Origin of the sequence: Janthinobacterium sp. 61 (genome assembly GCF_002846335.1) — a bacterium.
Classification (GTDB): domain Bacteria; phylum Pseudomonadota; class Gammaproteobacteria; order Burkholderiales; family Burkholderiaceae_D; genus Janthinobacterium.
The window spans coordinates 1386273-1410558 of record NZ_PJMQ01000001.1 but is presented as its reverse complement, the minus strand read 5'-3'; the positions used below and the strand labels follow the sequence as shown (position 1 = coordinate 1410558).

Below are 24286 nucleotides of genomic sequence, written 5' to 3'. Positions count from 1 at the left end.
CATCCTTTCGTGCGCCCGCGCCACTGTCAACGGCTCAGTGCGGTGATTTGACTGCCAGCCAACGGCCAAGCAGCTGACGTTGCAACAACAGGATTTCGCCGGCAAGCTCATGCTTCAACAGGAAAAGACCGGCCAGCCAGCACAGCAAGGAGAGCAGCGCAGTGCCCGTCAGCGCCAGCAACGCCGGTGTATCAAGCGGCAGCCACAGCAGCGCAGCGACGGGCGCCATGCCGCTGATGCCGCATAACAGCAGGCTTTTGCGCACGGCCCGCGCCAAAATTCGCCAGTCCAGAGCGCTCAAGCGCCGCAGGCAGCCATAGACCAGGCAGCTGCGCAGCACATTGCCGAGCACCACGGCCCAGGCCACCGCCACCAGGCCGAACGGCGCCGCGGCCAGCAGCAGCGCCACTTTGATTACGCCAGCGCAGGCATCGAGCCGCACCTGTGCAGGCAGCTGGCCCGTCGCCACCAACAGATAACGGGCCATGCTGAACATGCTATACACGGCCGAAGACAGGCACATGATGCGGATCAAGGGCACACAGGCTAGCCATTTCGTGCCATACAACACCTTGACCAGGGGCAAAGCCATGCAGGCAAGGAAGAAAAAGAAGGGCCAGGCCAGTGACGTCATGTAGCTGATCGTGCGCAAATACACGATTTCCGCCCCGCCCTGCCCCCCGTCTCCGCGAGCACGGGCCGCAAACAGGGGAAACACCACGGGAGAAATGGCGCTGGTGATGGCCTGGTTAAAGATATTGAGCACGCTTTGCGCCTTGCCGAACAGGGCCAGGCTTTCAATGCCGATCAGCTTGCCAATGATGAGGTCCGGCGCCGCCACCCCAGCCTCGTCGACCAGGCTGCCACCCGTCGCATACGCGCCAAAACGGGCGATGGCGCCCATGCCGCGCCGGCCCGGCAACCACGGCAGCTCGCCAGGCCGCACCAGCAGGCTCACCAGCAGCGAAGCACAGGAACCGGCCAACGCCGCCCACACCATGCTCATGTAACTGTAGCCATGCAGCGCCAGCAGCACGGCCACCAGCAGGTTGACCACGCTATTGGCCGCGTTGATGGCGTAGATGGCGCGAAAACGCAATTGCCGGCGCAGCATGGGGAGTGTCAAGGCACTCAACGGTATCAAGAGGAAATTGAGCGACAGCAGGCGCAGCACGAGGGTCAGCCGGGGTTCGCCATAGAACTGCGCCAGCGGCGCGCTGGCCAGCAGCACCAGGCCCGCCAGCAGCCAGGCAACGAGCAGGCTGGTCGCCAGCGCGGCCCGCAGTTTCGCGGTATCGAGCTGCTTTTCCTGGATCAGGTATTGCCCTACCCCGAAATCACGCACCACTTGCGCCAGCGCCACCAGCACGGCGCCCAGCGAATACACGCCCACCTCGGCCGGCGTAAGCAGGCGCGACAGCACCATGGTGGCGATGATGCCCAGCAGCAGCACCGTGTATTTTTCGGCGAAGGAAAAGAAAAACGAATGGCGGGTGGCACTCATGCGGGCCGCCCGCGTCTACACGAGGCCTGCATAGAACTGGCGCAACTGGCGTTCCAGGCGTGGCATCGAGTAGCGCTGCACGGTTTCCTCGCGCGCCAGCCGTCCCATGCGGGCGCGCCGGGGGGCATCCAGCAGCAGCTTTGCGATGGCCGCACAGGCGGCGTTATCGTCGTCGAGCGGCAGCAGCAGCCCCCCTGCGCTATCGTGCAGGATATCGTGGGTGCCCGGCACATCCGTCCCCACCGCCGGCACGCCGCAGGCCATGGCTTCGATGGTGGCGATGCCGAAGCCTTCATTTTTACTCAGCAGCACATGCAGGTCGAAGGCAGGCATCAGCAACTCGATGCGCTGCTGGAAGCCGGCAAACACCACGCGCTCCTGCACGCCCGTCTGTTGCACCTGCCGCCGCAACATGGCTTCCAGCGGCCCCGTGCCCACCAGCACCAGATGTAACTGGGGAAACTGCGGCGCCAGGCGGGCGAACAGGGCCAGCAGCGCTTGCGGACGCTTTTGCGTAGATAATCTGGCCACGCAACCGAGCACCAGAGCATCGGGCGGCAGCCCGAGTTGCTTGCGCGCCAGCACTTTCCGTTCGGGCGAGACAATAAAAGTGTCCGTATCGACGCCATTGGGAATGACGGCCAGCCGCGTTTGCGGCGGCAGCATGTGGCGGTACAGGTCGAGGAAGCGCCGCATGGCCGAGTCCGACACGGCATATACGCCTTTGACGCTGTGGAATGCTTCCTGCAAGCGAGGCCGCTGCCAGTCGCTGAAGGCTTCCAGAGGAAAGGCATTGTGCACGCTGATCACGGCCGGCAAACGGCATTGCCGGGCCAGCCAGAGGATAGAAGCGCCATAACTGGTCCAGCAAAACGCCACGTGGACCAGGTCCGGCCGCAGCCGCCGCAGCCGCCAGGCGCCCGAGACCCTGGCGCGCAGCTGATTCCAGCGGCGCCACGCCCAGTGTTCGAGAAACAAGGGCGGTTCATACACGCACACCTGCAAATGCTGCGCGCGCAAGCCCCGCACCCAGGCTTGAAAACCGGGAAAGCGGCGCAGCGCCAGCACGCTGTCATAGCCGCTCGCACCCAGTACTTTCGCCTCTTGCGCCATGCGCAGCTCCATGCCGCCCAGTTCGCCCGAATAACTGCTGATGACGATGCGCGGCAGCCGCTTGCGTCGCCCCCGCCACGCTTCATGGAAGAAGCCCCGCAGCCAGGCCCGTTCCCACTGGCGCAGGAACAGGTCGGCGCGGTCGCGCCGCAGCCAGGCCCGCGCGGCGCCGAGGGAATCGCGCAGGTATCTGCCCAGCATCCAGCGGGGCACGCCAAGCAGCTCCACGCTGGGCGCAAAGGTCGCCAGCCGGCACTGGCCCCGTCCGAACAGCATGGCGCGGCGCAGTATCCAGTCGCGCTGCACTTGTGCGGCGCGGATGATGTGCGCCACTCTGGCCTGCGGACAGAACCAGGAAGGGTTGCCGGCCGCATGCATCTCCAGGTTGAGACGGGTTTCACTGCCCATGGCGTAATTGCTCCCTTGCGGGCCGATGCTTTCGTCATAGCGGGCGCCCGCCTCGAAGATGCGGCGGCGAATCGCCATGTTGGCGCCCCACACCAGGCCCGGATAGACGGGCGCGTCGCGCAGGTCGGGGCTGGTGATGCCCCATGTCAACCCAACGGGCGTCAGGCGCAGCAGCCAGTCCGCCGGTGGCTCCCGCCAGGCGGGCACGATGGCGCCGCCAAACAGGGCATAGCCGGGGTGATCACGCGCGCTGTCCTGCAAGCGGCACAGCCAGTCGGGCGCGGGCATGGCGTCGTCGTCGCCAAAGACGAACAGCTCGCTGCCATCGCCGCCCTGGCGCAAGGCGTGCTCGACGGCCCCGTTCAGGGCGGGACTGCGGCCGCGCCGCGCCACGTAGACCGAACTCAAGGGCAAGCGCCCGCAGAAGGCGGCGATCACCTGCGCCGTCGCGTCCGTGCTGCCATTGTCGGCGATGATCAGGCGCCAGTCACCCACGGGCGGGCGCAGCGCCATGTAGGCGCGCAATACCTGGGGCAAGGTGCCGGCGCCATTGTAGGTCGCCATGAGAACGGTCAACAAGGACATGCCTCCCTGGTCTTACCATGACAAAACTGATCCGCAGTTTCAGCAGCGCTGAACAGGTTTAATCCAGTCTACCGAGCTTGCCCGCCAGCCCGTTGACAGGCATCAAGACCTTGCCAAGCCGGGCAAAAACAGGAGCGTCCCCTTTCATGCGCGACATACTGATTACCATCATCATTCTGGGTTCGCTGCCCTTCATCCTGAAGTCACCGGCCATCGGCGGCCTGATGTGGGTCTGGGTCAGCGTGATGAACCCCCACACGCAAGCGTGGGGCTTTGCCACCCATTTGCCATTCGCCTTCATCATCGCCATCGCCACCATGCTCAGCCTGATGATGACGCGCTCGCCGAAAAGCCTGCCGCTCACGCCCGTCAGCGTGCTGCTGCTGCTGTTCGTCGGGTGGATGAATGTCACGGCGCCGTTCGCCCTGCTGCCCGACGCGTCGTGGGTGCAGTGGAACAAGGTCATGAAGATCATGCTGATGAGCTTTGTGATCATGATGGTGATACGCACGCGGCGCGACATCGTGCGCCTCGTGTGGGTGCTGGTGGGCTCCATCGGCTATTACGGCGTGAAAGGCGGTATCTTCACCCTCCGCAGCGGCGGTACGGAACGGGTCTGGGGGCCGGAAGAAACGTTTATCGGGGATAACAATGCGCTGGCCCTGGCCCTGATCATCATCATTCCCCTCATGTATTATTTGCAGCAAAACACGGGCAAGCGCTGGGTGCGCCACGGCTTGTCGGCGGCGATGCTGCTGTCGGCGCTGGCCGCGCTGGGCTCGTACTCACGCGGTGGCCTGCTGGCCATTGCCGCCATGGGCTTGTTCATGTGGCTGAAAAGCGACCGCAAGCTGGTGCTGGGCGCGCTGCTCGGTGCAGTCGCTCCTCTGCTGCTGGCTTTCATGCCCGAGCGCTGGGCCGAACGCATGGACACCATCAACACGTATCAGGATGACGTGTCCGCCATGGGCCGCCTGAATGCCTGGCGCATGGCCTGGAACCTGGCGCGCGACCGTTTTCCTGGAGGTGGCTTCGATGTATCCGACGCCGCCATCTTTGCCCGCTACGCGCCCAACCCCATGGACGTGCATGCCGCGCACAGCATCTACTTCCAGGCGCTGGGCGAACACGGCTTCGTCGGCTTGTTCATTTACCTGGCGTTGGGCGTCGCCACCTGGCGCACAGCTGCCGCCATCATCCGCCGCACGCGGGGCAAGCCGGAACTGCGCTGGGCACACGGCCTGGCCACCATGAGCCAGGCCAGCCTGATCGGCTTTGCCGTGGGCGGCGCCTTCCTCAGCCTGCTGTATTTCGACATGCCGTATTACCTGATGGCCGCCCTGATCGCCACGCGCATCATCGTCGAGCAGCAGGCACCCATCCTCACCCCCGACGCCACCGCCCGCCAGGCCAAGGCCCGGGCCGCCATCGCGGAGCAGCCATGACGGCCAGCCTGAGCATTTTGATTTACCACCGCGTGCTGGCGCGGCCCGATCCCCTGTTTCCCGGCGAAGTCGATGCGCGCTTGTTCGAGCGCCAGCTGCGTCTGTTGAAACGCTTTTATGCGCCGCTGCCCCTGGCCGTGGCCGTGCAGCGGCTGCAGGATGGCAACCTGGCGCCGCGCGCCGCCTGTATTACCTTTGACGACGGCTACGCGGACAATGCGCAAGTCGCCCTGCCGCTGCTGCAGCGCCATGGCTTGCACGCCACGTTTTTTATCGCCACGGGCTACCTGGACGGCGGACAGATGTGGAACGACACGGTGATCGATGCCGTGCGCCATGCGCCCGGTCCCGTGCTCGATTTGCGAGGCCTCGGTCTGGACTGCCTGTCCGTCGCCAGCCTGGCGCAGCGGCAAGCGGCCATCGCCACCTTGCTCGGGCAGCTCAAGTACCTGCCATTCGCCCAACGCCAGCAGCTGGCCATGCACATCCGCCACCAGGCGGGCGCCACGCCCGGACCGCCCGCCATGCTGAGCACGGCGCAGCTGCGCCAGTTGCACGGGGCCGGCATGGGCCTGGGCGCGCACACGGCGAGCCACCCTATCCTGTCCACCATGGCGGAGCGGGAGGCGCGGCTGGACATCGCCAAGGGCAAGCATCAGCTGGAAGACTTGATCCAGGCGCCCGTCACCCTGTTTGCTTATCCGAACGGCAAGGCCGGGCGCGACTATGGCGCGCCGCACGTGGCAATGGTCCGTAACCTCGGTTTCAAAGCGGCCGTGGCCACGGACTGGGGCGTGGCGCGCCCCGGCGCGGGGCTGGATCTGCTGCAGCTGCCCCGCTTTACGCCGTGGGATCGAGGACGGCTGGCATTTCTGTGGCGCTTGCGGCAAAACCGCCGGCAAGCGCACCCAGCGCGCCTGGATGCTGGCTGAGCCACTGCTCCAGCATCAGCAGCAGCCACACCATGGTGCCGTGATAGGCCGGGTGCTCCGCCAGCAGCCGCCCTTTTAAATCGTCGATGAAGGCGGGCCGCACGATGCCGCGCCCCCGCAGCTGCGTCAGGTTATCAAAGGCAAATTCGCGCAGCGGCGCGTGGCTGTGCAGCCATAAGCCGAAGGGCAAGCCGAAGCCGTGCTTTTTCTTGCGCACGATGGCCGGCGGCAGGATGTCCGCCAGCGCCCGCTTGAAGAAGGGCCGCAACTGCCTGCCGTCGAGCTTCTCGCGCGGCGCCAGGCGCGAAGCGAACGCTACCATCGCATCGTGCAGGAAGGGAAAGGCCGCTTCCACGCCGGCCAGCTCGCAGGCCTTGCGCACCTTGAACAGGTCGTTGTCGGCCAGGGTAAAGCGCATGTCCAGCGCCAGCAACTGATTGATCTGGCTCAAGCCCTGGCCTTGCCGCTCCCAATAGGCGAGGTTCACGCAGCCAGGTGCCATGCCCGGGACGATGGTGTCTATAAAACCCGCTTCCAGCACCGTGCCATGGCCATGGCGCAGCAGCAGGTTATAGCTGTCTAGGCGGGCCGGCAACGGCAGGCTCGCTTGCTCGATGTAGCGGCGCGCCTTGTCGCCCAGTCGCCACGGCTTGCCCGCGCGCACACGGAACAGCAGCGGCTCGATGATGGCCTGGCGCAGCATGATGGGCAAGCGCCCGTAATGCGACAGCAAGGCCTGGTGCGCATAGCGTTCATTGCCTCCAAACAATTCATCGCCGCCATCGCCGCCCAACAAACGTCTCACGCCATCCTCGCGCGCCATCTGCGCGCAGTAAAAGGCGGGAATGGCCGAGGCATTGCCGAAAGGCTGGTCGAAGACGGCCGCCATGGCAGGAATCGCGGCCAGCACGTCGTTTGGTGTCACGTAGCGCTCGTGGTGGATGCTGCCCGCATGACTGGCGGCCAGGCGCGCATACGCCATTTCGTCATAGCCGGGCGCATCAAAACCGATGGAATACGTGCGCGCGGGCCGGCCCGTCACCTGGCCCATGATGGCGGCCAGGGTGGAACTGTCCGTGCCGCCACTGAGAAATGCGCCGGTGTCCGCGCCATCCGCCCCCAGGCTGCTTTCCACGGCCAGGCGCAGCAAGCGCAGGAATTCCTGCTTGTTGCCGGCAAAGCTGGCCCGCGCGTGCGCCGCGCCTGGTTCCTGGAAGGCTAGCTGCCAATAGCGGCCCTTGCATGGCTTGCCGCCCCGCACATGCAGGTACTCGCCCGGCAGCAAGCGCTGCTGGCCCAGGTAAGCCGTGGCCGGGCCAGGCACCATGTGGAAGAACAGGTAGTGATACAGGGCTTGGGGATCGAGCGCGCCCCGCACGCTCGGATGGGCCAGCAAGGCGTCGTGCGAGGAGGCAAAGAACAGGCCTTGCGCATTACTCGCATAGCTGAGCGGATGCATGCCGGCGCGGTCCACGGCCAGCAGGGCAGAGCCGGAAAAAGCATCGAGGATGGCCATCGAAAAGGGGCCGGACAGGCAGGCGCAGGCGCCTACGCCCCGGCTCAGCCACAGGGATGCGAGGCGGCCCGCCACGTCGTCTGCCGAGCCGTCGAGCACGGGCCGCCCCCAGATGGCCACTTGCAAGCCATCCTGCTGAAATACATGGCGGCTGCCATCGATGGCGGCCACGGCTACGCTGCCCACGTCACTTGCGCTGGTGGCCAGGGGAGCGCCATCGAAACGCGACAGGGGCGCGGCCATGCTCGCCAAGGTGGCCCGCGCCGCGCCATCGGCTGCCGCAACGCTGCCCGCCGCCGCCAGCCAACCGCACAGGCCGCTCATACGAGCACCTCGGCCGGCAAAGGATGGCCGAGGAAGGCCGTCGGACTGGCCGTCAAGCCATATGCGCCCGACTGGAACACCACCACCAGGTCGCCCTCCTCGGCGCGCGTCATCTCCATCTGGTCGGCCAACAAGTCCAGCGGTGTGCACAACGGCCCCACGACGGACGCCACTTCGCGCGCCCCGCCCTGCAGGCGGCTACCGATGGCGACCGGATAATTCTTGCGGATCAGCTGGCCGAAATTGCCGGAAACGGCCAGATGATGGTGCAAACCCCCATCCGTGACGAGAAACACTTGCCCATGCGACAGCTTGCGTTCGATCACCTTGCACACATAAACACCGGCCTCGGCCACCAGATAGCGCCCCAATTCCAGGTTCAGGCGCGCCCCGGGTGCCGCCTCGGCCAGGATGGCGAGCTGCCGCTGCAGGCCGTCCGCCACGGGCGCCAACTCGAGTGCCTGCTCGCCGGGAAAATATGGCACGCCAAAGCCGCCGCCGATATTCAGGGTACGCAAGGGCGACGGCGCGCTGTCGGCCAGTTGCAGGGCCAGTTGCACGCTGAGCGCCTGCGCTTCAGCCAGGGCCGCCGCCGACAGGTTTTGCGAGCCCGCATATAGGTGAAAGCCGTGGAAATCCAGGCCCAGCTGGCCGATGCGGCCCAGCAGCGCGGGCACCAGGGCCGCATCGACGCCAAACGGCTGCGCCCCGCCGCCCATGCGCATGCCCGTGCGGCGCAAGGCGAAATCGGGATTCACGCGCACGGCCACTCTGGCCGTCACGCCCAGCCGTTCACTGGCCAGCGCCACCCTTTCCAGCTGGGCGCCAGATTCCACGTTGATCAGCACGCCAGCCGCCACAGCCCGCGCCAGTTCCCCATCGCTCTTGCCCGGCCCTGCAAAACTGATGCGTTCGACCGCCATGGTCGTATCGAGCGCGGTCGACAGTTCGCCGCCCGATGCCACGTCGATGCCATCGACCAGACCGGCCAGCCACTGCACCACGGCCGGCATGGGATTGGCCTTCATCGCGTAATGCACGTGCACGCCAGCGGGCAAGGCAGCGCGCAGTTCCGCCATGCGACGCGTGATGTGCGCGCGTTCATACGCATAGAACGGTGTGCTGCCCACGCGCTGTGCCAGGCGGCGCAAAGGCATGCCGCCGACGTGCAGCATGTCGCCCGCAACGGCGAACTGGCGCAGGGGCGCGTGCGAGGGCAGCTCCAGCCTATCGGGGCTTTCCGCGCTATCGGGGCTGCTCAAATGGGCGTCTTTCATGGCGGGACCATTCATGCCGCGTCTCCTGATTGGACCGCACCCGCGCGCGCCAGTTCCCTGGCCAGCAAGGGACGGTCGATCTTGCCGTTCGGATTGCGCGGCAGCACGCCGTCGCGGATTTCCACCCACAGCGGCACCATATAACTGGGCAGGCGCGCGCGGCAGGCGGCCAGCACGCTCTCGCGCAGCAATGCGACGCCCGGCGCGGGCGTGACGAGCAAGGCGATAGCCTGGCCCAGCACGGCATGGGGCAGGCCCAGCGCGGCAGCCTCCCCCACGAGCCCGCTCGCATACGCGACTTTCTCGATCTCGGCCGGGCTGACACGGTAGCCGGACGTCTTGATCATGTCGTCGCTACGGCCCACGAAATACAGATAGCCGTCCGCATCGCGGCGCACGGTGTCGCCCGACCAGACGGCCAGTTCCGGCAGCACCAGGCCGCTCGCCTGCGGCGGCAGCGGCTTGAAGCGCGCGGCCGTACGCGCCGCATCGTTCCAGTAGCCAAGCGCCACCAGCGCGCCACGGTGCACGAGCTCGCCCGGCTCATCGGCGTCGCAAAGGCTGCCATCGGGGCGCAGCACCAGCACTTCCGCGTTGGGAATCGCTTGCCCGATGGAATCGGGACGCCGCTCCAGCTGTTCCGGCGCCAGATAGGTGGAGCGGAACGCTTCCGTCAAGCCATACATCAGGTAGACCTGGGTGCGCGGTAGCGCATGGCGCAGACGGTCGAGCGTGGATCTCTGCATCACGCCGCCCGAATTGGTGATGTAGCGCAAGGGCGTGGACAGGGGCCAGCTCAGCTGAGACAACTGCACCCACAGGGGCGGCACGGCGGCCAATCCCGTGATGGCCTCCTGCTCCACGGCTTCGACGATGTCGCGCAGCAGCAGGTAATTCATCAGCACGGCGCAGGCGCCGCTGGCAAATGCCGTCGTCAGCTGGCTCAGGCCATAGTCAAAACTGAGCGGCAGGACGCACAAGATCCGGTCTTGCGGCGTATTGCGCAGGTAGGACGACACGCTGAGCGCGCCCGCCAGCATGTTCCGGTGCGACAGCACCACGCCTTTCGGCAGCCCCGTGCTGCCCGAGGTGTACAGGATGGCGGCCATGTCCGTGTCGATTACCGTATGCCACAGGGGTTCGGGCGCGGGCGCGCCGCCCGCGGGTACGCCATTCCACGGCAGCAGCCGTACGCCGTCCAGGCTGTTTTGCGGCGGTAGTTCGCCCGTCAACAGCACCGTCCGCAAGTCCGGGCAGGCGGCCAGTGCAGGGCCCAGCCGCGCCAGGCGTTCGCGCGATGTGACGAGGATGACCACGTTGCAATCGGCCAGGATATACGCTACCTGGTCCGGCTTGAGCAGCGGATTGACGGGCACGAACACGCCGCCGGCAGCCGCCGCGCCAAACATGGCGCTGACGTTTTCCGGGCGTTTTTCCAGGTACACGGCCACGCGCGCGCCGCGCTGCAAGCCCAGGGTCAGCAAAGTGCTTGCGCCATCGCGCACGGATTGCGCCAACGCTGCATAGCTGATTTCCTCGCCCTGCCACGACAGCGCCGGCGCATGGGGGGCGCGCTGCGCCGCGTCGAAGATCAGCTCGTGTATCAGTGTCGCCATCGTTTCGCTCCCGGGTTGCCATGATTGCCATGCATTCCCCTATGATTCAGACAAACGGCCACAACGGTCTTGATTTTGATCAATTAACAGTTTCAGCAACACAGCTTGAGCCGGCGCAAGACCGCCGCTGGCCGCTGCGCTCTAATGAATAGCGTTGGCTGCAAAGCCGTCCCATTCTTGAGCGCCATGGCCAGCTTCGTCCATTTCCTCCATTCCCCCCGCCTGCAACGGCTTGCCGCCAGCCTTCGCCAGCTGGGCTGGTGCGACAGCGCCTGGCTGGCCCTGGCGCGGCTGCTGGCGATGGTGCCGGGCGGGCGCTGCGCGCTGCACCGCTACCAGTTCGTGGCGCAAGCGGTGGCGCCCGGCTCGCTGTGCCGCGGGCGCGGCCAGTCGATCACCGTCACGCCCTGCCTGGCGGAGGCGGACTTGCCGTCCGGTCCCGAGCGCCGTCCCGGCGCGTTGCGCGAGCGCTACCGCCAGGGCGCGCAATGCCTGGTCGCGCGCAGCGCGCAAGACGAGAAGACGGCATGCATGTCCGGCTGGATCTGGCTGCTGCGCCACGGCTGCCAGGAAGACGAGGTGCGCGCCCGCTATGCGCTGGCGTCGGGACAGTCTTCGTGGGACCTGGACGTGTGGGTGCATCCCGCGCAACGGGGCGGCTTGGTCTTCGCACGCCTGTGGGAAGAAGCCAACGCCGTGCTGTACGCGCAGGGCGTGCGCTGGTCGTGCAGCCGCATTTCGCGTTTCAACCGCGCTTCGCTGGGCGCCCATGCGCGCCTGGGCACGCACCCGCTGGGCACGGCCACGTTCATCCGCTGCGGGCACTGGCAATGGATGGCCGCCAGCCTGCCGCCGTATCTCTACCTGTCGCGCCGGCCCGACGATGTTCCCTGCCTGGCCTTCGATACCAGCCGCCTGCCCCACTACCCATCCCTGGAGCTGACATGCCGCATCTTGAAGCAGTAAAATACATCCTCGACACCACGCTGTGCTTGAACGGGCGCGCGCTGGAAGCCCACACGCCGCTCCTTGGCAGCGTGCCGGAGCTCGACTCGATGGCCGTGATCGGCTTGATCGCTGCGCTGGAAGACCATTTCGGCATCTTTGTCGCCGACGACGACATCCACGCGCGCCACTTCGCCACTGTCGGCACCCTGCATGATTTCGTGTCTGCACAGCTGCGACCATGAACAGCGCCGCCATCGACGCGCTGCCGCTGCTGCCATTCTTCCTGCCCGCCAGCGGCGGACAGCGCTACTGCCTGCTGCACCTGCCGCCGCCGGGCCGCAGCGCGCGCGGCGGCATTCTCTATGTGCATCCATTTACGGAAGAACTCAATAAAAGTCGCCACGTGGCTGCCGCGCAGGCGCGCGCCTTTGCCTCCTCTGGCTACAGCGTGCTGCAAATCGACCTGTTTGGCTGCGGCGACAGCAGCGGCGACTTCGGCGAGGCGCGCTGGGACATCTGGCACAACGACCTGCACCTGGCTTGCGCGTGGCTGGCGCAGCGGGTCGATGGTCCCTTGACCGTGTGGGGCTTGCGCCTGGGCGCCCTGCTGGCCCTCGATTTCGCCAGCCGCGCGCCGCTGCCCCTGGCGCGTTTGCTGCTCTGGCAACCGGAACTCGATGGACGGCGCAGCATCGACCGCTTCCTGCGCCTGCGCCTGGCCACCAGCATGCTGGCCAGGAGCACGCGGGAAGCGCCCGGCCAGGCGCGCGCCACACTGGCGAAAGGCGAAGCTGTGGAAGTGGCCGGCTACCTGCTGGCGCCCGAGCTGGCGCTGGCCATCGATGGCGTCAGCGCAGCAGCGCTGCTGCCCGCGGTACCTGTCTATTGGCTCGATTACCAGGCACCGGAGCAAACCTGCGCACCAGTGCCGCCGCTGGCGCGCCAGTGGCGCGAACATGGCGCCGCCGTGCATGTGGCCAGCTTCGGCGACGGTCCGTTCTGGCACAGCGGCGAGCTGCTGGCGTGTCCGCAACTGCTGGACGCCACGCGAAAACTGTGCCACGACTGGCTCGGCGAGGAAAGGACGCGGCCATGAAGCGCGACAGCAGTCAGCAGCACCTCGCAGGGTACACCGTACGCGAGTTGCCCCAGCGCTTTCGCAGCGCGGCCGACGACGCCGAAGCGCCGGCGCGCATGGTCGGCATCCTCAGCCTGCCCGCCGCACCAGGGCCGCGCGGCGTGTTGATCATCACGGGCGGGCCCCAGTACCGGGTGGGCAGCCACCGCCAGTTTGTCTTGCTGGCGCGCGCCCTGGCCGCGCAAGGCTGGCCCGTGCTGCGCTTCGACTTGCGCGGCATGGGTGACAGCGAAGGGAGCGCGCGTGATTACCGCGCCGCCGGCCCCGACATCGCGGGCGCGCTCACGCAATTCTTCGACAGCGTGCCGTCGCTGCGCGAAGTGGCACTGTGGGGCTTGTGCGATGGCGCCACGGCCGCCGCCTGCCATGCGCCAAGCGACGCGCGCATCGTCGCCCTGATCCTGCTCAACCCGTGGGTACGCAGCAGCACGGGCCTGGCGCGGGCCACTTTGCGCCACTACTATCTGCCACGCCTGCTGCAAGGTGCGTTCTGGCGCAAGCTGGCTGGCGGCGGACTGCAGCTGGGCGCCAGCCTGGCCTCGCTGCGGCAGGTGGCGGCCGCCACGCAGCTGCAGGCAATGCAGCAAGACGATGCGCCCGCGCCGGCCCTGCTGCGGGCGCTGGCGCAATTCCAGGGCAAGGTGCTGCTGATCCTCAGCGGCGACGATCTGGGCGCGCGCGAGTGGCAAGCCCTGCTCGATGGCGATCCGGCCTGGCGCACCGTGACCGCCCGCGCGCAATGGACGCAGGCGCAGGTGGCTGGCGCCAACCACACTTTCGCCAGCGCCGCCTGGCGCGGCGAAGTCGAACAACTGTGTGCACGGTGGCTACAGTCATGGTAGGGAGCACGCCGGACGCGGCCCGACCAAAACGGGTGCTGATGATGGCCTACCATTTCCCGCCCCTTGCTGGCGGCAGCGGCATCCTGCGCACCCTGGGCTTCGCGCGCCATTTGCCCGACTGCGGATGGCAGCCGCTGGTGCTCAGCCCCGCGCCGCTCGCGTATGCGCAGCGGGGCGATGCGCAGCTGGCGCGGATCGGCGCGCAAGCCACCGTGCGGCGCACCCTGGCGCTGGACGCGGCGCGCCACCTGGCCATCGCCGGGCGCTATCCGCGCTGCCTGGCGCTGCCCGACCGCTGGAGTTCCTGGTGGCTGAGCGCCGTGCCGGCCGGCCTGCGCATGATCCGCCAGTACCGCCCCGACGCCATCTGGTCCACGTACCCGATCGCCACGGCGCACCTGATCGCGCTGACCTTGCAAAAACTCAGCGGCCTGCCGTGGGTCGCCGACCAGCGTGACCCCATGCTGGACGACAGCGACCCGCTGGCGCCGTATCCGACCGAACCGCAGCTGCACCGCATGCATGCGTGGATAGAACAGCGCATCGCGGCGCGCAGCGCGGCCATCGTCTGCACCACGCCGGGCGCCATCGACGCGCACCGGCGGCGCTTGGCGCAGCTGGGGCGCGAGCGCTTCCGCCTGATCGAAAATGGCCATGACGATGACGAAGGCGACGCGCCGCCGCACGGGCCGGGCGGCCACCGCAGCCGCTTCCTGCTGCTGCACAGCGGCGTGATCTACCCGTCCGAGCGCGATCCCCAACCGCTGTTCGAGGCCCTGGCCAGGCTGCGCCACGACGGCGTGCTGCAGGCGCATAATTTCCAGCTGGTGCTGCGCGCCACGGGCCACGATGCATGGTTGGCCTGCCTGCTGGCGAAATACGGCATCCGGGACCTGGTGCGCCTGGAACCTTTGCAGCCACACGGTGCGGCGCTGCAGGAAATGCTGGCGGCCGACGGCTTGCTGCTGCTGCAGGCGGCTAATTGCAATGCACAGATTCCCGCCAAGCTGTATGAATACCTGCGCTGCCGCCGGCCCATCCTGGCCCTGACCGACCTGGCGGGCGACAGCGCGGCCAAGCTGCGCCACTGCGGCATCGACACCATCGGCCGGCTCGATTCCAGCACCGACTGCGCGCGCGCGTTGCTGCGCTTCCTGGAACTGGCGCGCCAGGGACGCGCCCCTCTGGCCAGTCCCAACGCCATCGCCCTGCAATCGCGGCAAGCCCGCAGCAACGCCCTGGCCGACTTGCTGGACCAGGTCAGCCACAGGAGAAGAACATGAAACACCTGATACTTGCCTGCGCCCTCGCCGCCTGCTGCGCCCATACCGGCGCCGCCGACTGCCCGCCCTACGTCAAGCACACGCCGGGCGGCGACTATACGAGCGCGGAAGACCGCTCCGGCCTGTCCGTGGTCGAGAAATTCCATTTTTCGCGCGCCGTGGAAACGCTCACGCAAGGTATGACGGGCAGTCTGGGGGGCGACATCAGCTACACATTGGAGCACTTCCCGAACCACCACCGTGCACTGGCCTCCATGGCCAGGCTGGGCTTGCGCCTGAAAAGCGCGCAGCCAGTCGGCGCCCGCTATACGGTCAGCTGCTTTTTCGAACGGGCCATCGCCTTCGCGCCGCACGACGTGACGGCACGCATGGTGTATGGCAACTACCTGCTGGCCATGGGCCAGGATGCGACGGCGCTGGAACAGCTGGAGGCGGCCAGCCGCCTGGCGCCCGACCAGGCCACCATCCAGTACAACCTGGGCCTGATGTATGTCAAAAAGAAGGAATACGACAAGGCCAGCGCGCACGCGCAAAAAGCCTATGCGCTGGGTTTTCCCCTGCCGGGGCTGAAGAATAAACTGAAAGCGGCGGGCCAGTGGCGCGATCCGCCGCCGGCCGTCATTCAAGATAAAGAAGCGAAGGCAGCCCCTAAAACGGAAGAAACGCCAGTACCTGCAACTGCCGTGCCAGCCGAAAAAACTAGCGGGGAATGACGGCCGGCCGCTTGGCCACGCTCAAATGCCCCGTCGGCGAAGCAGCCAGCGCAGCGGCCAGGTCGCGCCGCGACTGCGCCTTGTCGGCGGCCTCGCTGATGTACGCCAGTTCGGCCGGCTGCAGCACGGTGGCGGTGAGCAGCATCACTTCCCCATATGGCGTGGCGAACAATGGCGGGATGGTGCTTGCCCCCTGCGCCAGCAGCACGCCCACCTGTTCGTTCTCGTCTTCCAGCCCCTCCGGCGCATCCTGCACATCCAGCACCATCGATACGCTGCCGTGGCGCTGCAGCAGCAAATCGACGGAGCCATGATCGGCCACGTTCTGGCTGATTTGATAGATCACGTCGAACAGCCACGAGGCCTGCACCGGATCGCCGTCGAAGGCGGCCAGCGGCGCCTCGATGCACACTTCCAGCAGGTGGCCGCGCGGGACGAAAACGTCGTCGTCATCCTCGAACGGGTCGCTCAAGCCGTCGCTGGCGATAATGACCGAGTCAGGCCGGCGGATCACGCGCCAGGCTTGGCGCAGTGACGGCCAGCGGGGGCCTCCCATGAAGGCGGGATTGACCAGCGGCGCCAGCACGTCGGCGTCCATGGTGCCCAGGGTGGCATAAAAAGCGTCGCGCGCGGCGCAGGCCGCAGCAAGCATCTGCGCGCCCGCTTCCTTGCCGACGACTGCGTCGTCCGGTTGCGGTACTTGCGGGATATCGTTTTCAGGCATGAGATTACTCTTTGAATTAGTCAGCGGGTGGAAAGTCGTGATAGTTGCGGGGCAAATAGCCCCAGATGCGCGCCACCCGGTCCCGCACCTCGAAATCGAAGCCGATACGTTCCAGTTCAGGCACGATCCACACGCCATGGTCGATGATGATCTTCGGCAGCAGCATGCCCACGTGTTCTTCCGAGGTCAGGCCGATGTCGAACCATTCCACGCCCATGAACGGGAACGGCGGATGGTAATCCCATTCCGTATCCCAGCGCGAGACATAGCCGGACACTGAACCATAGCGGTACGACGGCAGCCATTCAGTTTGCCCGCGCATGAAGGCCAGCAGCTCGTTCCACTTGCAGTCGTTGGCGGCGCCGGCCAGGTTGCGCCGCGCGATGTGGCCGCGCAGCTTGCGCTTGATGTCGTCGCCGCCAGCGTCGGCCAGCGGCAGGCTGGGGGCCACCATCAGGCCAGCCATTACCTCGCGACCGGCTTGACCTTGGACGCGGCCAGCACGGCGCGCGCGCGGGCCGTGTCAGTATCGTCCGCCGTGGCCAGCGCCACGCCCATGCGGCGGCGGGCGAACGATTCCGGCTTGCCAAACAGGCGCAAGTCTGCGCCCGGCACGCTCAAGGCGTCGGCCACGCCTTCGAAGGCGATACCCTTCGCTTCCAGCTGGCCGTAGATGACGGCCGATGCGCCGGGCGAACGCAACGCCACGTTGACAGGCAAGCCGAGGATGGCTTTCGCGTGCAGCTCGAATTCGCTCTGCACCTGGCTGGCCATGGTGACCATGCCCGTGTCGTGCGGACGGGGGCTTACCTCCGAGAACCATACCATGTCGTCCTTGACGAACAGTTCCACGCCGAACAGGCCCAGGCCACCCAGGTTATCCGTCACCCTGCGGGCGATGTCGCGCGAACGCTCCAGGGCCAGCGGCGCCATGCGGGCCGGCTGCCACGATTCCACGTAATCGCCCTGCACCTGCAAGTGGCCGATCGGTTCGCAAAACTGCGTCTCGATCTGTCCCGAGGCACCGACGGCGCGCACGGTCAGCAAGGTGATTTCGTAATCGAAGTCGATGAAGCCTTCGACGATGACCCGGCCCGTGTCGACCCTGCCGCCGCTGGCCGCATACGCCCACGCCGCGTCCACGTCAGCGGCGCTATCGAGCTTGGACTGGCCCTTGCCGGACGACGACATCACGGGTTTCACGACACAAGGGAAACCGATTTCCTGGCACGCCAGCTGCAGCTCCTGCAGGCTGCTGGCGAAGCGGTATGGCGACGTTGCCACGCCCAGCGTTTCGGCCGCCAGCGTGCGGATGCCTTCGCGGTTCATCGTCAGTACGGCCGCGCGCGCGTTCGGGATGCAGGTGATCTGGCCGGCCGCTTCCAGCGCCGCCAGGGTATCGGTGGCGATGGCTTCGATTTCCGGCACGATCAAATCCGGCTTTTCCAGGTCGATCAGGGCGGCCAGCGCCACGCCATCGCTCATGTCGATCACGTGCGAGCGGTGCGCCACGGGGTGGCCCGGCGCGTTCGGATAGCGGTCGACGGCGATCACTTCCACGCCCAGGCGCTGCAGCGAAATGATCACTTCCTTGCCCAGTTCGCCCGAGCCCAGCAGCATGACTTTGATGGCGGTGGACGACAGGGGCGTGCCGAAGGTGCGGGGCGCGATGGTGCTGCTGGTGCTTGAGGTCATGGCAGGGTCAGGTGGCGTTGGAAAGATGGCTGGGACTATAACAAATGCGGGCCATCTTGGACAGGGCGCGCCGCTGGCGTGCGGTCGCTCGTCCCCATCCGGCGGCTCGCACTAACCGGCGTAAGCCCGCTTGATCTCGTCAATGTCGATTTTTTTCATGCCCATCATGGCTTTCATCACCCGCGCGGCCTTGACGGGATCAGGGTCCGTCAACAGGCGGATCATGAGGGTGGGCACGATTTGCCAGGACACGCCAAACTGGTCCTTGAGCCAGCTGCATTGCTGCGCTTCCGGTGGACCACCTTGGGACAGCTGCTTCCAGTAGTGGTCGACTTCGTCCTGGGTTTCGCAATTGACCTGAAACGAGATGGCCTCGGAAAACTGGAACAAAGGGCCGCCGTTCAAGCCCGTAAACGTCTGGCCATCGAGTTCGAAGGCCACCGTCAGTACGCTGCCCGGTTCCTGGCCGTGAATTTCCCTGCCCTCCTCGCCGTAGCGCAGGATCTGGCCAAGCTTCGAATTGGGAAATATTCCCGTATAAAACCGGGCCGCCGCCTCGGCGTTGCCGTTGAACCATAGGCATGGGGTAATCTTTTGTACGCTGTGCATGATGTCTCCCTAGGTCGGAATAGTCAGGATAGGAACGCCTTCCCGCGCCGGGAAGGATAGCTATCAATATAGTCACTATTGCGCGGCCATGGCGCGCGATGGCACCAGGCACATGCAGCTACGGCGCTTCCCGGGAAGAAGCAAGCGTCAGGGCTGCGCGCCAAAAGCCTGATCCTGCAATTGTTCCACCAGGAAATCGATCAACACGCGCAGGCGCGGCGGCAGGTGGCGACTGGCTGGCCACAGCAGCCAGAAGGCCGTGCGCGCCTGCGTATGCTCGTCCAGCAACGACACCAGTTGTCCCGCCGCCAGCTCGCGCTGCACGGCAAAGGCAGGCAGGTAGGCTATGCCCCGCCCCTGCACGGCCAGGAAGACGCGCATTTCCACGCTGTTGCAAACCATGCCGGGCGCCGGCTGGGTTGCCTCGTCCGGCAGCGGCCACTGTTCCAGGCGGCCCGTGGCGGGAAAACGGTAATCCAGGCGCCGGTGCAGCAGCATCTCGGCGCCATCGAGGGGCCGGCCATGGCGCGCCAGGTAGGCGGGGGACGCAACCAGCAGGCGGCGAAACGTGCACAGTTTGCGACGCGTCAAGCCCGAGTCGTCCAGTTCGCCCGTGCGCACGGCGACGTCATAGCCGTCGTTGACGAGGTTGACCATGGCGTCGGAGAAATCGAGATCGAGTTCGATGGCGCGATAGGCTTGCATGAAGGCGCCGATGGCCGGCTCGAACAGGCCGCTGTAGCGTGGCAGGCTGATGCGCAAGCGTCCGCTGGGACCGCTGCTGGACTCGCTCAGTTCGCGCTCGGCCGCCGCCACCTCGGCCAGGATGCGCTTGCAGCGCAGCAGGAATTTCTCGCCCTCGTCCGTCAGCGCCAAGTGCCGCGTGCTGCGCTGGAACAGGCGCGCGCCGAGTCGCGCCTCCATGCGCGCCACGCTCTTGCCCACGGCCGACGACGACAAGCCCAGCAGCCGGCCCGTGGCCGAAAAACTGCCACTGTCGGCCACCTGCACAAACATGGCGATGCCACTCAAGCTATCCATATGATTCCCAATTGCGGACATTTTTGTCCGATATGTTCGGCAGTTTAGCCCATTTTTCTTCAATGACGGGCGCGCCATACTCGCCACTCCTTCACTCCGAGCCGATTTCCATGCCCTCTTCCTCATCTTTTTCACTCTCCCTGCAAGTGCTGGCCGCCTGCCTCACGGGCTTGCTGATACCCCTGTGTTTCACGGGCCCGGCCGTGGCGCTGCCAGCCCTCGCCGCCGAATTGCACGGCAGCGCCGCCGCCCTGAACTGGGTCATCAACGCGTATATCCTCAGCTATGGCAGCGCCATGATGGTAGCGGGCAGCCTGACGGATGTGCTGGGACGGCGCCGGGTCTGGCTCGCGGGGCTGGCGCTGTTTTGCGTGGCAACCCTGGCCATTGCCGTTGCGCCCTCGGTGGCCTGGATCGCTGCGCTGCGCTTCGTGCAAGGCCTCGGTGGCGCGGCCGCGTTCGCCGCCGCCATGTCGTCGCTGGCGCCATTGTTCCACGGTGCGGCGCGCAACCGCGTGATGAGCGTGCTGGGCACGACCTTTGGCATGGGCCTGGCTTTCGGTCCGCTGGTAGCGGGCGCCATGCTGGCACTGGCGCGCTGGCCCGCCATCTTTTACGCCACGGCCGCACTGGGCGTCATTGGCATATTGCTGGTATGGGGCAAGGTGCCGGCCGATCCGCCGCGCGGCAAGGGCCGGCTGGACTGGCCTGGCGCCCTCAGCTTTAGCGCCGCGCTGGCCCTGTTGACCCTGGGCATGCTGCTGGCGCCCGAACACGGCTGGCACAGCGGGGCCGTGCTGTTGCCCGTCACTTTGTCCGTGATCCTGGCATGCGTTTTTATCGCGATCGAGCGCAGGACGACGCAGCCCATGCTGGACTTGAGCCTGTTCCGCCAGCGTCGCTTTGTCGCCGTGCAAGTGCTGGCCGCCTCGCCCGCCTTCCTGTTCATTGTGCTCATCGTCATGCTACCGGGGCGCTTCATCGGCATCGACAATATGTCCGCGCTGGCGGCGGGCCGCCTGATGACCGCCCTGGCCGCGCCGCTGCTGCTCGTGCCCATGCTGGCGCCGCTGCTGTTGCGTTGGGTCAAGGCCGGTACCGTGTGCGCGGCAGGTCTGCTGCTGGCGGCGGCGGGCCTGGCCTGGCTGGCGCAGGTCCTGGGTCATGGCACCCCTGCGGATTGGGCCGGACCGCTGCTACTGATCGGCACGGGCATCGGCTTACCCTGGGGCTTGATGGACGGCATGGCGCTGAACGTGGTGAAAACAGCGCGGGCCGGCATGGCAACGGGCATCTTCAATACCGTGCGCATCAGCGCCGATGGCGTGGCGCTGGCCCTGGCGGGCGCCGTGCTGGCCGGTCTGATCGGCGCGGGCCTGGCGCGCCAGCTGCCTGCCGATCTGCCCGTGCTGGCGGCCGCCAGCCGCGCCGCGCTCGGCGATATCCAACAGGCAACACAACTGCTGGGCGGGCAGGAAGCGCTGCTGCGCGCCAGCTATGACGCCGCCTTCCGCCAATTGCTGGGCGGCTTGGCGGGGCTGGCCGTGGCACTGGCGGCGCTGGTGCCGTGTTTGCTCAGAAAGGATGGGACTCAGGCATCAAGGCCATAGAACACGGCGACCAGAACGGCGATATTGTTGCAGGCGCGGGAAAAGGTCGTCGTCGCATAGGCAACAGCCACGCCGGGAGCACGGTAGCGCAGGTAGACAAAGCTGAACATGGCGCCCGAGCCCAGCGCGACAATGGCGTGCAGCAAGCCGCCGCTGATGAAATGCACGATGGCCCACAGGACAGCGCCGATGAAAATGCTCAGCTGGCGGCTGGCGCCCAGGCGCTTGAGAATTTCCAGCGGCAGGAGCTGGCCGAGGAAGGTTTCCAGGATGGGAGAATAGATGACGACCCAGAACACCAGCAAGGGCAGCGACATTTCGCGCTTGAACTTGGTCAGCCCCGTGTGCGCGCCCCAGTAGTCGGGCGGCAGCAGCCATTTGGTGAGGAACAGGATGGCAAAACACAGCATGCAGGTGAGCAAGCCCCAGCCCAGGCCGGCAAGGGCCAGCTGCAGCACGGGCGGCGCCGGCTTGTCGTCGTCCGGGCTGGAGAGATCGTGGCTGCTGCGCACTTGCATGAGTAGTCCTGGCGGTGATCCAGCTCTTATTGTAGCGCGTAATAAGTCTGCTGGCGCGCCGCGCTGCTGCGCGAACGGCCTCAGGCCGCCAGGCGCAAGGGAGCGTTGGCCGGCTGGGCCAGTTTGAAGATACCCACTTCCTGTTCCAGCTGGGCCGCCTGCTGCTGCAGCTCATGCGCGGCGGCGGCCGCCTGTTCCACCAGGGCCGCGTTTTGCTGGGTGACGCGGTCCATGTCGACGATGGCGCGGTTGACTTGTTCGATGCCGGCGCCCTGCTCCTGCGTGGCGTGGCTGATCTCGGCCATGATGCCCGTCACCCTGCCGATGCCGGCCACCACCTCATGCATGGTGGCGCCTGCCTGCTCGACGAGCACCGTGCCCGTGCCCACCTTGCTGACGGAATCGTCGATCAGGGTCTTGATTTCACGCGCGGCGGCGGCCGAACGCTGCGCCAGGCTGCGCACTTCGGTGGCGACCACGGCGAAACCGCGACCCTGTTCACCGGCGCGCGCCGCTTCCACGGCCGCGTTCAAGGCCAGGATGTTGGTCTGAAAGGCGATGCTGTCGATCACGCCGATGATGTCGACGATCTTGTTCGACGAGGCATTGATCAAGCCCATGGTGTGCACCACTTCGGCCACCGCCTTGCCGCCCTGTTCAGACACGGTGGACGCTTCGCGCGCCAAACGGTTCGCCTGCTGCGCGTTGTCCGCATTCTGGCGCACGGTGGAGATCAGTTCTTCCATCGACGACGCCACTTCTTCCAGCGAACCGGCCTGCTGCTCCGTGCGCTGCGACAAATCCCGGTTGCCCGTAGCGATCTCGGTCGAGGCCGTGGCGATGCTTTCCGTACCGTGGCGCACCTTGCCGACGATGGTGGCCAGGTTGTCGCGCATGGTTTTGATGGCAAATAATAAACTGCTATCGTCGCCGTGGCGCGTGTGCACGTCGATGGCCAGTTCGCCCAGCGCGATGCGCCCGGCAATCGAAGCCGCATACGCCGGTTCTCCGCCCAGCTGGCGCAGCAGGCCCCGCGTGATGACGGTGGCCACCGCAATGCAAATGAGCACGCTGAGCGCGGCCAGCACGCCGATCCAGCGCAGCGACTGGCCGTAGATGGCGCGCGCGGCCACGCTGGCTTGCTCCGATTCGTGCTGCACCTTTTTCAGGACGGCATCGATGTCGGCGACGATCTGGCGCCGCAGGGGGCTGCACTCCTCGACGAGGAAGGTGCCGTACTGCTCCATCTGCCCCGTGGCACGGAACTGGCGCGGACGCTGCAATTCCTGCGCCATGGTTTTCAGGCCCGTGCTGACTTTCTCGAATTGCGCGTCACCGGCGAAATGCGGCGCCAGCCTGGCCAGCGCTTCCAGGTACAGCGCCTTCTGGCTGTCGAGGATGGCCAGCTCTTTTTCGGCGGCGGCCTGATCATGAAAGATATACGCGTTGCGGGCGGCCAGGCCCGTCTGGTCCAGCGCTTCGCGCGCCACGTACAGCGGGTCGAGTTTTTCCTGCTGTACCTTGTCCTGCGCGTCCATGGCACCGGAGATGGCAGCGATGCGCAGCAGCGCGAAGGCAGCCAGCACCAGCATCAATACCACCAGCAAGCCGAAACCTGCGCTCAGGCGTGCGCCTATCGTCAAACGATTGAATGACATCATTGTTATTATTGCCCTGTAATAAAGTTGATTTTTGCCGGCTCCGCTGGAACCGGGCGATCTGCTCACCGTCATTTGCCGATATTGCGTAGAGAGCAATATCAGTATCCAACTGGCGTTTTTTGGGCAGTCAGCTTCTAATATTCGGGCAATGCAGGCATGCGGGAGACACCCCACGCCACACAACAGCACACTGAATTATAAGCGAACAGCGTTATGGATGATTTCACGCGCTCACTTTTATTGCTTTGATGCAAGTCAAGGCGCGTCGATGACGGCCATGGTGATGCGCGATATACAGCACAGTTTGCCGTCATCGTCGACGATGCGGACTTCCCACACCTGACTGCTGCGGCCCCGGTGTATCGGCGTGGCGCGCCCCGTCACGTGGCCACCGCGCACGCCGCGCACGTGGTTGGCGTTGATTTCCTGTCCCACGCTCACTTGCCGGCTGGAATCGAGGCAGGCATTCGCGGCCATGCTGCCCAGGGTTTCGGCCAGCAGTACGGAAGCGCCGCCATGCAGCAGCTTGAACGGCTGCATGGTGCGGTGGTCGACGGGCATGGTCGCCTCGATCCAGTCGGGGCCGAAGGCCGTGAATGCAATGCCCAGGTGGCGCATGGCCGTGCCTACACAGGCGGCGTTGAGGGTGGCCAGGTCGAGCGGTGCGTGCCAGATTTCCATTGTTACCTCGGATAAGTGTGGAGAAAAAACCATTGTAGGGCAGGCGGCGCGCACGCGCTGCTTCATCTTTCCTTCACCGTCGCAGGGGGTAGCGGTGGCATTA

The 24286-nt window shown here is 66.2% G+C and carries 22 protein-coding genes; 9 read left to right on the top strand and 13 right to left on the bottom strand.

Annotation, left to right across the window (positions count from 1 at the left end; translation table 11 throughout):
* Positions 1-34: 34 nt before the first annotated feature.
* Positions 35-1504, bottom strand: coding sequence for an oligosaccharide flippase family protein (locus tag CLU92_RS06480; protein ID WP_101481227.1), 1470 nt, complete (start codon positions 1502-1504; stop codon positions 35-37).
* A gap of 15 nt (positions 1505-1519) precedes the next feature.
* On the bottom strand, positions 1520-3604 hold the full coding sequence (locus CLU92_RS06475) for a glycosyltransferase (protein ID WP_257560997.1): 2085 nt from the start codon (positions 3602-3604) through the stop codon (positions 1520-1522).
* Between the two features lie 152 nt (positions 3605-3756).
* On the opposite strand from CLU92_RS06475, the gene CLU92_RS06470 reads away from it, so the two are divergent.
* Complete coding sequence (locus tag CLU92_RS06470) at positions 3757-5055, top strand: putative O-glycosylation ligase, exosortase A system-associated (protein WP_101481225.1); 1299 nt, start codon at positions 3757-3759, stop codon at positions 5053-5055.
* Complete coding sequence (locus tag CLU92_RS06465) at positions 5052-5987, top strand: polysaccharide deacetylase family protein (RefSeq protein WP_101481224.1); 936 nt, start codon at positions 5052-5054, stop codon at positions 5985-5987. Before CLU92_RS06470 ends, CLU92_RS06465 begins: the two co-directional genes overlap by 4 nt.
* Here the strand turns inward: CLU92_RS06465 and CLU92_RS06460 are convergent.
* From CLU92_RS06460 to CLU92_RS06450, 3 genes are all read right to left on the bottom strand, one after another.
* Entirely contained in the window at positions 5896-7827 is a 1932-nt protein-coding gene (locus CLU92_RS06460) for an asparagine synthetase B (RefSeq protein WP_101481223.1), read from the bottom strand. The two genes, CLU92_RS06465 and CLU92_RS06460, sit on opposite strands and share 92 nt — an antisense overlap.
* Positions 7824-9002 (bottom strand): pyridoxal-dependent decarboxylase, exosortase A system-associated, encoded by a 1179-nt coding sequence (locus CLU92_RS06455; protein WP_101484533.1) that lies wholly within the window; start codon positions 9000-9002, stop codon positions 7824-7826. The genes CLU92_RS06460 and CLU92_RS06455 overlap by 4 nt, the downstream gene beginning before the upstream one ends.
* A gap of 113 nt (positions 9003-9115) precedes the next feature.
* Positions 9116-10720 carry an acyl-CoA ligase (AMP-forming), exosortase A system-associated gene (locus CLU92_RS06450; RefSeq protein WP_101481222.1) on the bottom strand — a complete coding sequence of 535 codons (1605 nt, stop codon included), beginning with the start codon at positions 10718-10720 and terminating at the stop codon, positions 9116-9118.
* 186 nt (positions 10721-10906) lie between these two features.
* Here CLU92_RS06450 and CLU92_RS06445 point away from each other — a divergent pair, with 186 nt between their 5' ends.
* From CLU92_RS06445 to CLU92_RS06420, 6 genes are read left to right on the top strand one after another with little or no spacing between them, the layout of a single operon-like run.
* A complete protein-coding gene (locus tag CLU92_RS06445; protein WP_101484532.1) occupies positions 10907-11686 on the top strand; it encodes a hypothetical protein in 780 nt (259 codons plus the stop codon).
* The gene (locus CLU92_RS06440) at positions 11665-11910 is read left to right on the top strand and encodes an acyl carrier protein (RefSeq protein ID WP_101481221.1); all 246 of its coding nucleotides are present in this window, start codon (positions 11665-11667) and stop codon (positions 11908-11910) included. Before CLU92_RS06445 ends, CLU92_RS06440 begins: the two co-directional genes overlap by 22 nt.
* Positions 11907-12764: a hydrolase 2, exosortase A system-associated gene (locus CLU92_RS06435; protein ID WP_101481220.1), complete on the top strand. Its 858-nt coding sequence runs from the start codon at positions 11907-11909 to the stop codon at positions 12762-12764. The genes CLU92_RS06440 and CLU92_RS06435 overlap by 4 nt, the downstream gene beginning before the upstream one ends.
* Entirely contained in the window at positions 12761-13648 is an 888-nt protein-coding gene (locus CLU92_RS06430; RefSeq protein WP_101481219.1) for a hydrolase 1, exosortase A system-associated, read from the top strand. The genes CLU92_RS06435 and CLU92_RS06430 overlap by 4 nt, the downstream gene beginning before the upstream one ends.
* Entirely contained in the window at positions 13642-14931 is a 1290-nt protein-coding gene (locus tag CLU92_RS06425) for a glycosyltransferase (protein ID WP_257560996.1), read from the top strand. The genes CLU92_RS06430 and CLU92_RS06425 overlap by 7 nt, the downstream gene beginning before the upstream one ends.
* Positions 14928-15644, top strand: a complete 717-nt coding sequence (locus CLU92_RS06420; RefSeq protein ID WP_133991585.1) for a tetratricopeptide repeat protein — start codon at positions 14928-14930, stop codon at positions 15642-15644. Before CLU92_RS06425 ends, CLU92_RS06420 begins: the two co-directional genes overlap by 4 nt.
* Here CLU92_RS06420 and CLU92_RS06415 read toward each other — a convergent pair.
* From CLU92_RS06415 to CLU92_RS06395, 5 genes are all read right to left on the bottom strand, one after another.
* Positions 15631-16368, bottom strand: a complete 738-nt coding sequence (locus CLU92_RS06415) for a hypothetical protein (protein WP_101481217.1) — start codon at positions 16366-16368, stop codon at positions 15631-15633. The genes CLU92_RS06420 and CLU92_RS06415 overlap by 14 nt on opposite strands.
* Positions 16369-16384: 16 nt before the next feature.
* Positions 16385-16834, bottom strand: coding sequence for a DUF6678 family protein (locus CLU92_RS06410; RefSeq protein ID WP_243858085.1), 450 nt, complete (start codon positions 16832-16834; stop codon positions 16385-16387).
* Positions 16834-18063 (bottom strand): formate-dependent phosphoribosylglycinamide formyltransferase, encoded by a 1230-nt coding sequence (gene purT / locus CLU92_RS06405; protein WP_101481216.1) that lies wholly within the window; start codon positions 18061-18063, stop codon positions 16834-16836. Before purT ends, CLU92_RS06410 begins: the two co-directional genes overlap by 1 nt.
* A gap of 111 nt (positions 18064-18174) precedes the next feature.
* A complete protein-coding gene (locus CLU92_RS06400; RefSeq protein WP_101481215.1) occupies positions 18175-18672 on the bottom strand; it encodes a VOC family protein in 498 nt (165 codons plus the stop codon).
* Between the two features lie 147 nt (positions 18673-18819).
* Positions 18820-19713: a LysR family transcriptional regulator gene (locus tag CLU92_RS06395; protein ID WP_101481214.1), complete on the bottom strand. Its 894-nt coding sequence runs from the start codon at positions 19711-19713 to the stop codon at positions 18820-18822.
* Between the two features lie 110 nt (positions 19714-19823).
* Between CLU92_RS06395 and CLU92_RS06390 the strand changes: the two genes are divergently transcribed.
* Positions 19824-21323 (top strand): MFS transporter, encoded by a 1500-nt coding sequence (locus CLU92_RS06390; protein ID WP_101481213.1) that lies wholly within the window; start codon positions 19824-19826, stop codon positions 21321-21323.
* On the opposite strand, the gene CLU92_RS06385 is transcribed toward CLU92_RS06390, so the two are convergent.
* From CLU92_RS06385 to CLU92_RS06375, 3 genes are all read right to left on the bottom strand, one after another.
* Positions 21305-21841: a CPBP family intramembrane metalloprotease gene (locus CLU92_RS06385; protein WP_101481212.1), complete on the bottom strand. Its 537-nt coding sequence runs from the start codon at positions 21839-21841 to the stop codon at positions 21305-21307. The two genes, CLU92_RS06390 and CLU92_RS06385, sit on opposite strands and share 19 nt — an antisense overlap.
* A gap of 80 nt (positions 21842-21921) precedes the next feature.
* The gene (locus CLU92_RS06380) at positions 21922-23502 is read right to left on the bottom strand and encodes a methyl-accepting chemotaxis protein (RefSeq protein WP_101481211.1); all 1581 of its coding nucleotides are present in this window, start codon (positions 23500-23502) and stop codon (positions 21922-21924) included.
* A 255-nt stretch (positions 23503-23757) separates the two neighbouring features.
* Complete coding sequence (locus CLU92_RS06375; protein ID WP_101481210.1) at positions 23758-24183, bottom strand: hotdog fold thioesterase; 426 nt, start codon at positions 24181-24183, stop codon at positions 23758-23760.
* Between the last annotated feature and the right edge of the window lie 103 nt (positions 24184-24286).

Coding starts and splice junctions, on each gene's coding strand:
- CLU92_RS06480 (WP_101481227.1), bottom strand. CDS start 1,504: ATGAGTGCCACCCGCCATTCGTTTTTCTTTTCCTTCGCCGAAAAATAC.
- CLU92_RS06440 (WP_101481221.1), top strand. CDS start 11,665: ATGCCGCATCTTGAAGCAGTAAAATACATCCTCGACACCACGCTGTGC.
- CLU92_RS06450 (WP_101481222.1), bottom strand. CDS start 10,720: ATGGCGACACTGATACACGAGCTGATCTTCGACGCGGCGCAGCGCGCC.
- CLU92_RS06445 (WP_101484532.1), top strand. CDS start 10,907: ATGGCCAGCTTCGTCCATTTCCTCCATTCCCCCCGCCTGCAACGGCTT.
- CLU92_RS06380 (WP_101481211.1), bottom strand. CDS start 23,502: ATGATGTCATTCAATCGTTTGACGATAGGCGCACGCCTGAGCGCAGGT.
- CLU92_RS06415 (WP_101481217.1), bottom strand. CDS start 16,368: ATGCCTGAAAACGATATCCCGCAAGTACCGCAACCGGACGACGCAGTC.
- purT (WP_101481216.1), bottom strand. CDS start 18,063: ATGACCTCAAGCACCAGCAGCACCATCGCGCCCCGCACCTTCGGCACG.
- CLU92_RS06430 (WP_101481219.1), top strand. CDS start 12,761: ATGAAGCGCGACAGCAGTCAGCAGCACCTCGCAGGGTACACCGTACGC.
- CLU92_RS06460 (WP_101481223.1), bottom strand. CDS start 7,827: ATGAGCGGCCTGTGCGGTTGGCTGGCGGCGGCGGGCAGCGTTGCGGCA.
- CLU92_RS06470 (WP_101481225.1), top strand. CDS start 3,757: ATGCGCGACATACTGATTACCATCATCATTCTGGGTTCGCTGCCCTTC.
- CLU92_RS06410 (WP_243858085.1), bottom strand. CDS start 16,834: ATGGCTGGCCTGATGGTGGCCCCCAGCCTGCCGCTGGCCGACGCTGGC.
- CLU92_RS06385 (WP_101481212.1), bottom strand. CDS start 21,841: ATGCAAGTGCGCAGCAGCCACGATCTCTCCAGCCCGGACGACGACAAG.
- CLU92_RS06395 (WP_101481214.1), bottom strand. CDS start 19,713: ATGGATAGCTTGAGTGGCATCGCCATGTTTGTGCAGGTGGCCGACAGT.
- CLU92_RS06465 (WP_101481224.1), top strand. CDS start 5,052: ATGACGGCCAGCCTGAGCATTTTGATTTACCACCGCGTGCTGGCGCGG.
- CLU92_RS06400 (WP_101481215.1), bottom strand. CDS start 18,672: ATGCACAGCGTACAAAAGATTACCCCATGCCTATGGTTCAACGGCAAC.
- CLU92_RS06435 (WP_101481220.1), top strand. CDS start 11,907: ATGAACAGCGCCGCCATCGACGCGCTGCCGCTGCTGCCATTCTTCCTG.
- CLU92_RS06375 (WP_101481210.1), bottom strand. CDS start 24,183: ATGGAAATCTGGCACGCACCGCTCGACCTGGCCACCCTCAACGCCGCC.
- CLU92_RS06420 (WP_133991585.1), top strand. CDS start 14,928: ATGAAACACCTGATACTTGCCTGCGCCCTCGCCGCCTGCTGCGCCCAT.
- CLU92_RS06425 (WP_257560996.1), top strand. CDS start 13,642: ATGGTAGGGAGCACGCCGGACGCGGCCCGACCAAAACGGGTGCTGATG.
- CLU92_RS06390 (WP_101481213.1), top strand. CDS start 19,824: ATGCCCTCTTCCTCATCTTTTTCACTCTCCCTGCAAGTGCTGGCCGCC.
- CLU92_RS06455 (WP_101484533.1), bottom strand. CDS start 9,002: ATGCTGCACGTCGGCGGCATGCCTTTGCGCCGCCTGGCACAGCGCGTG.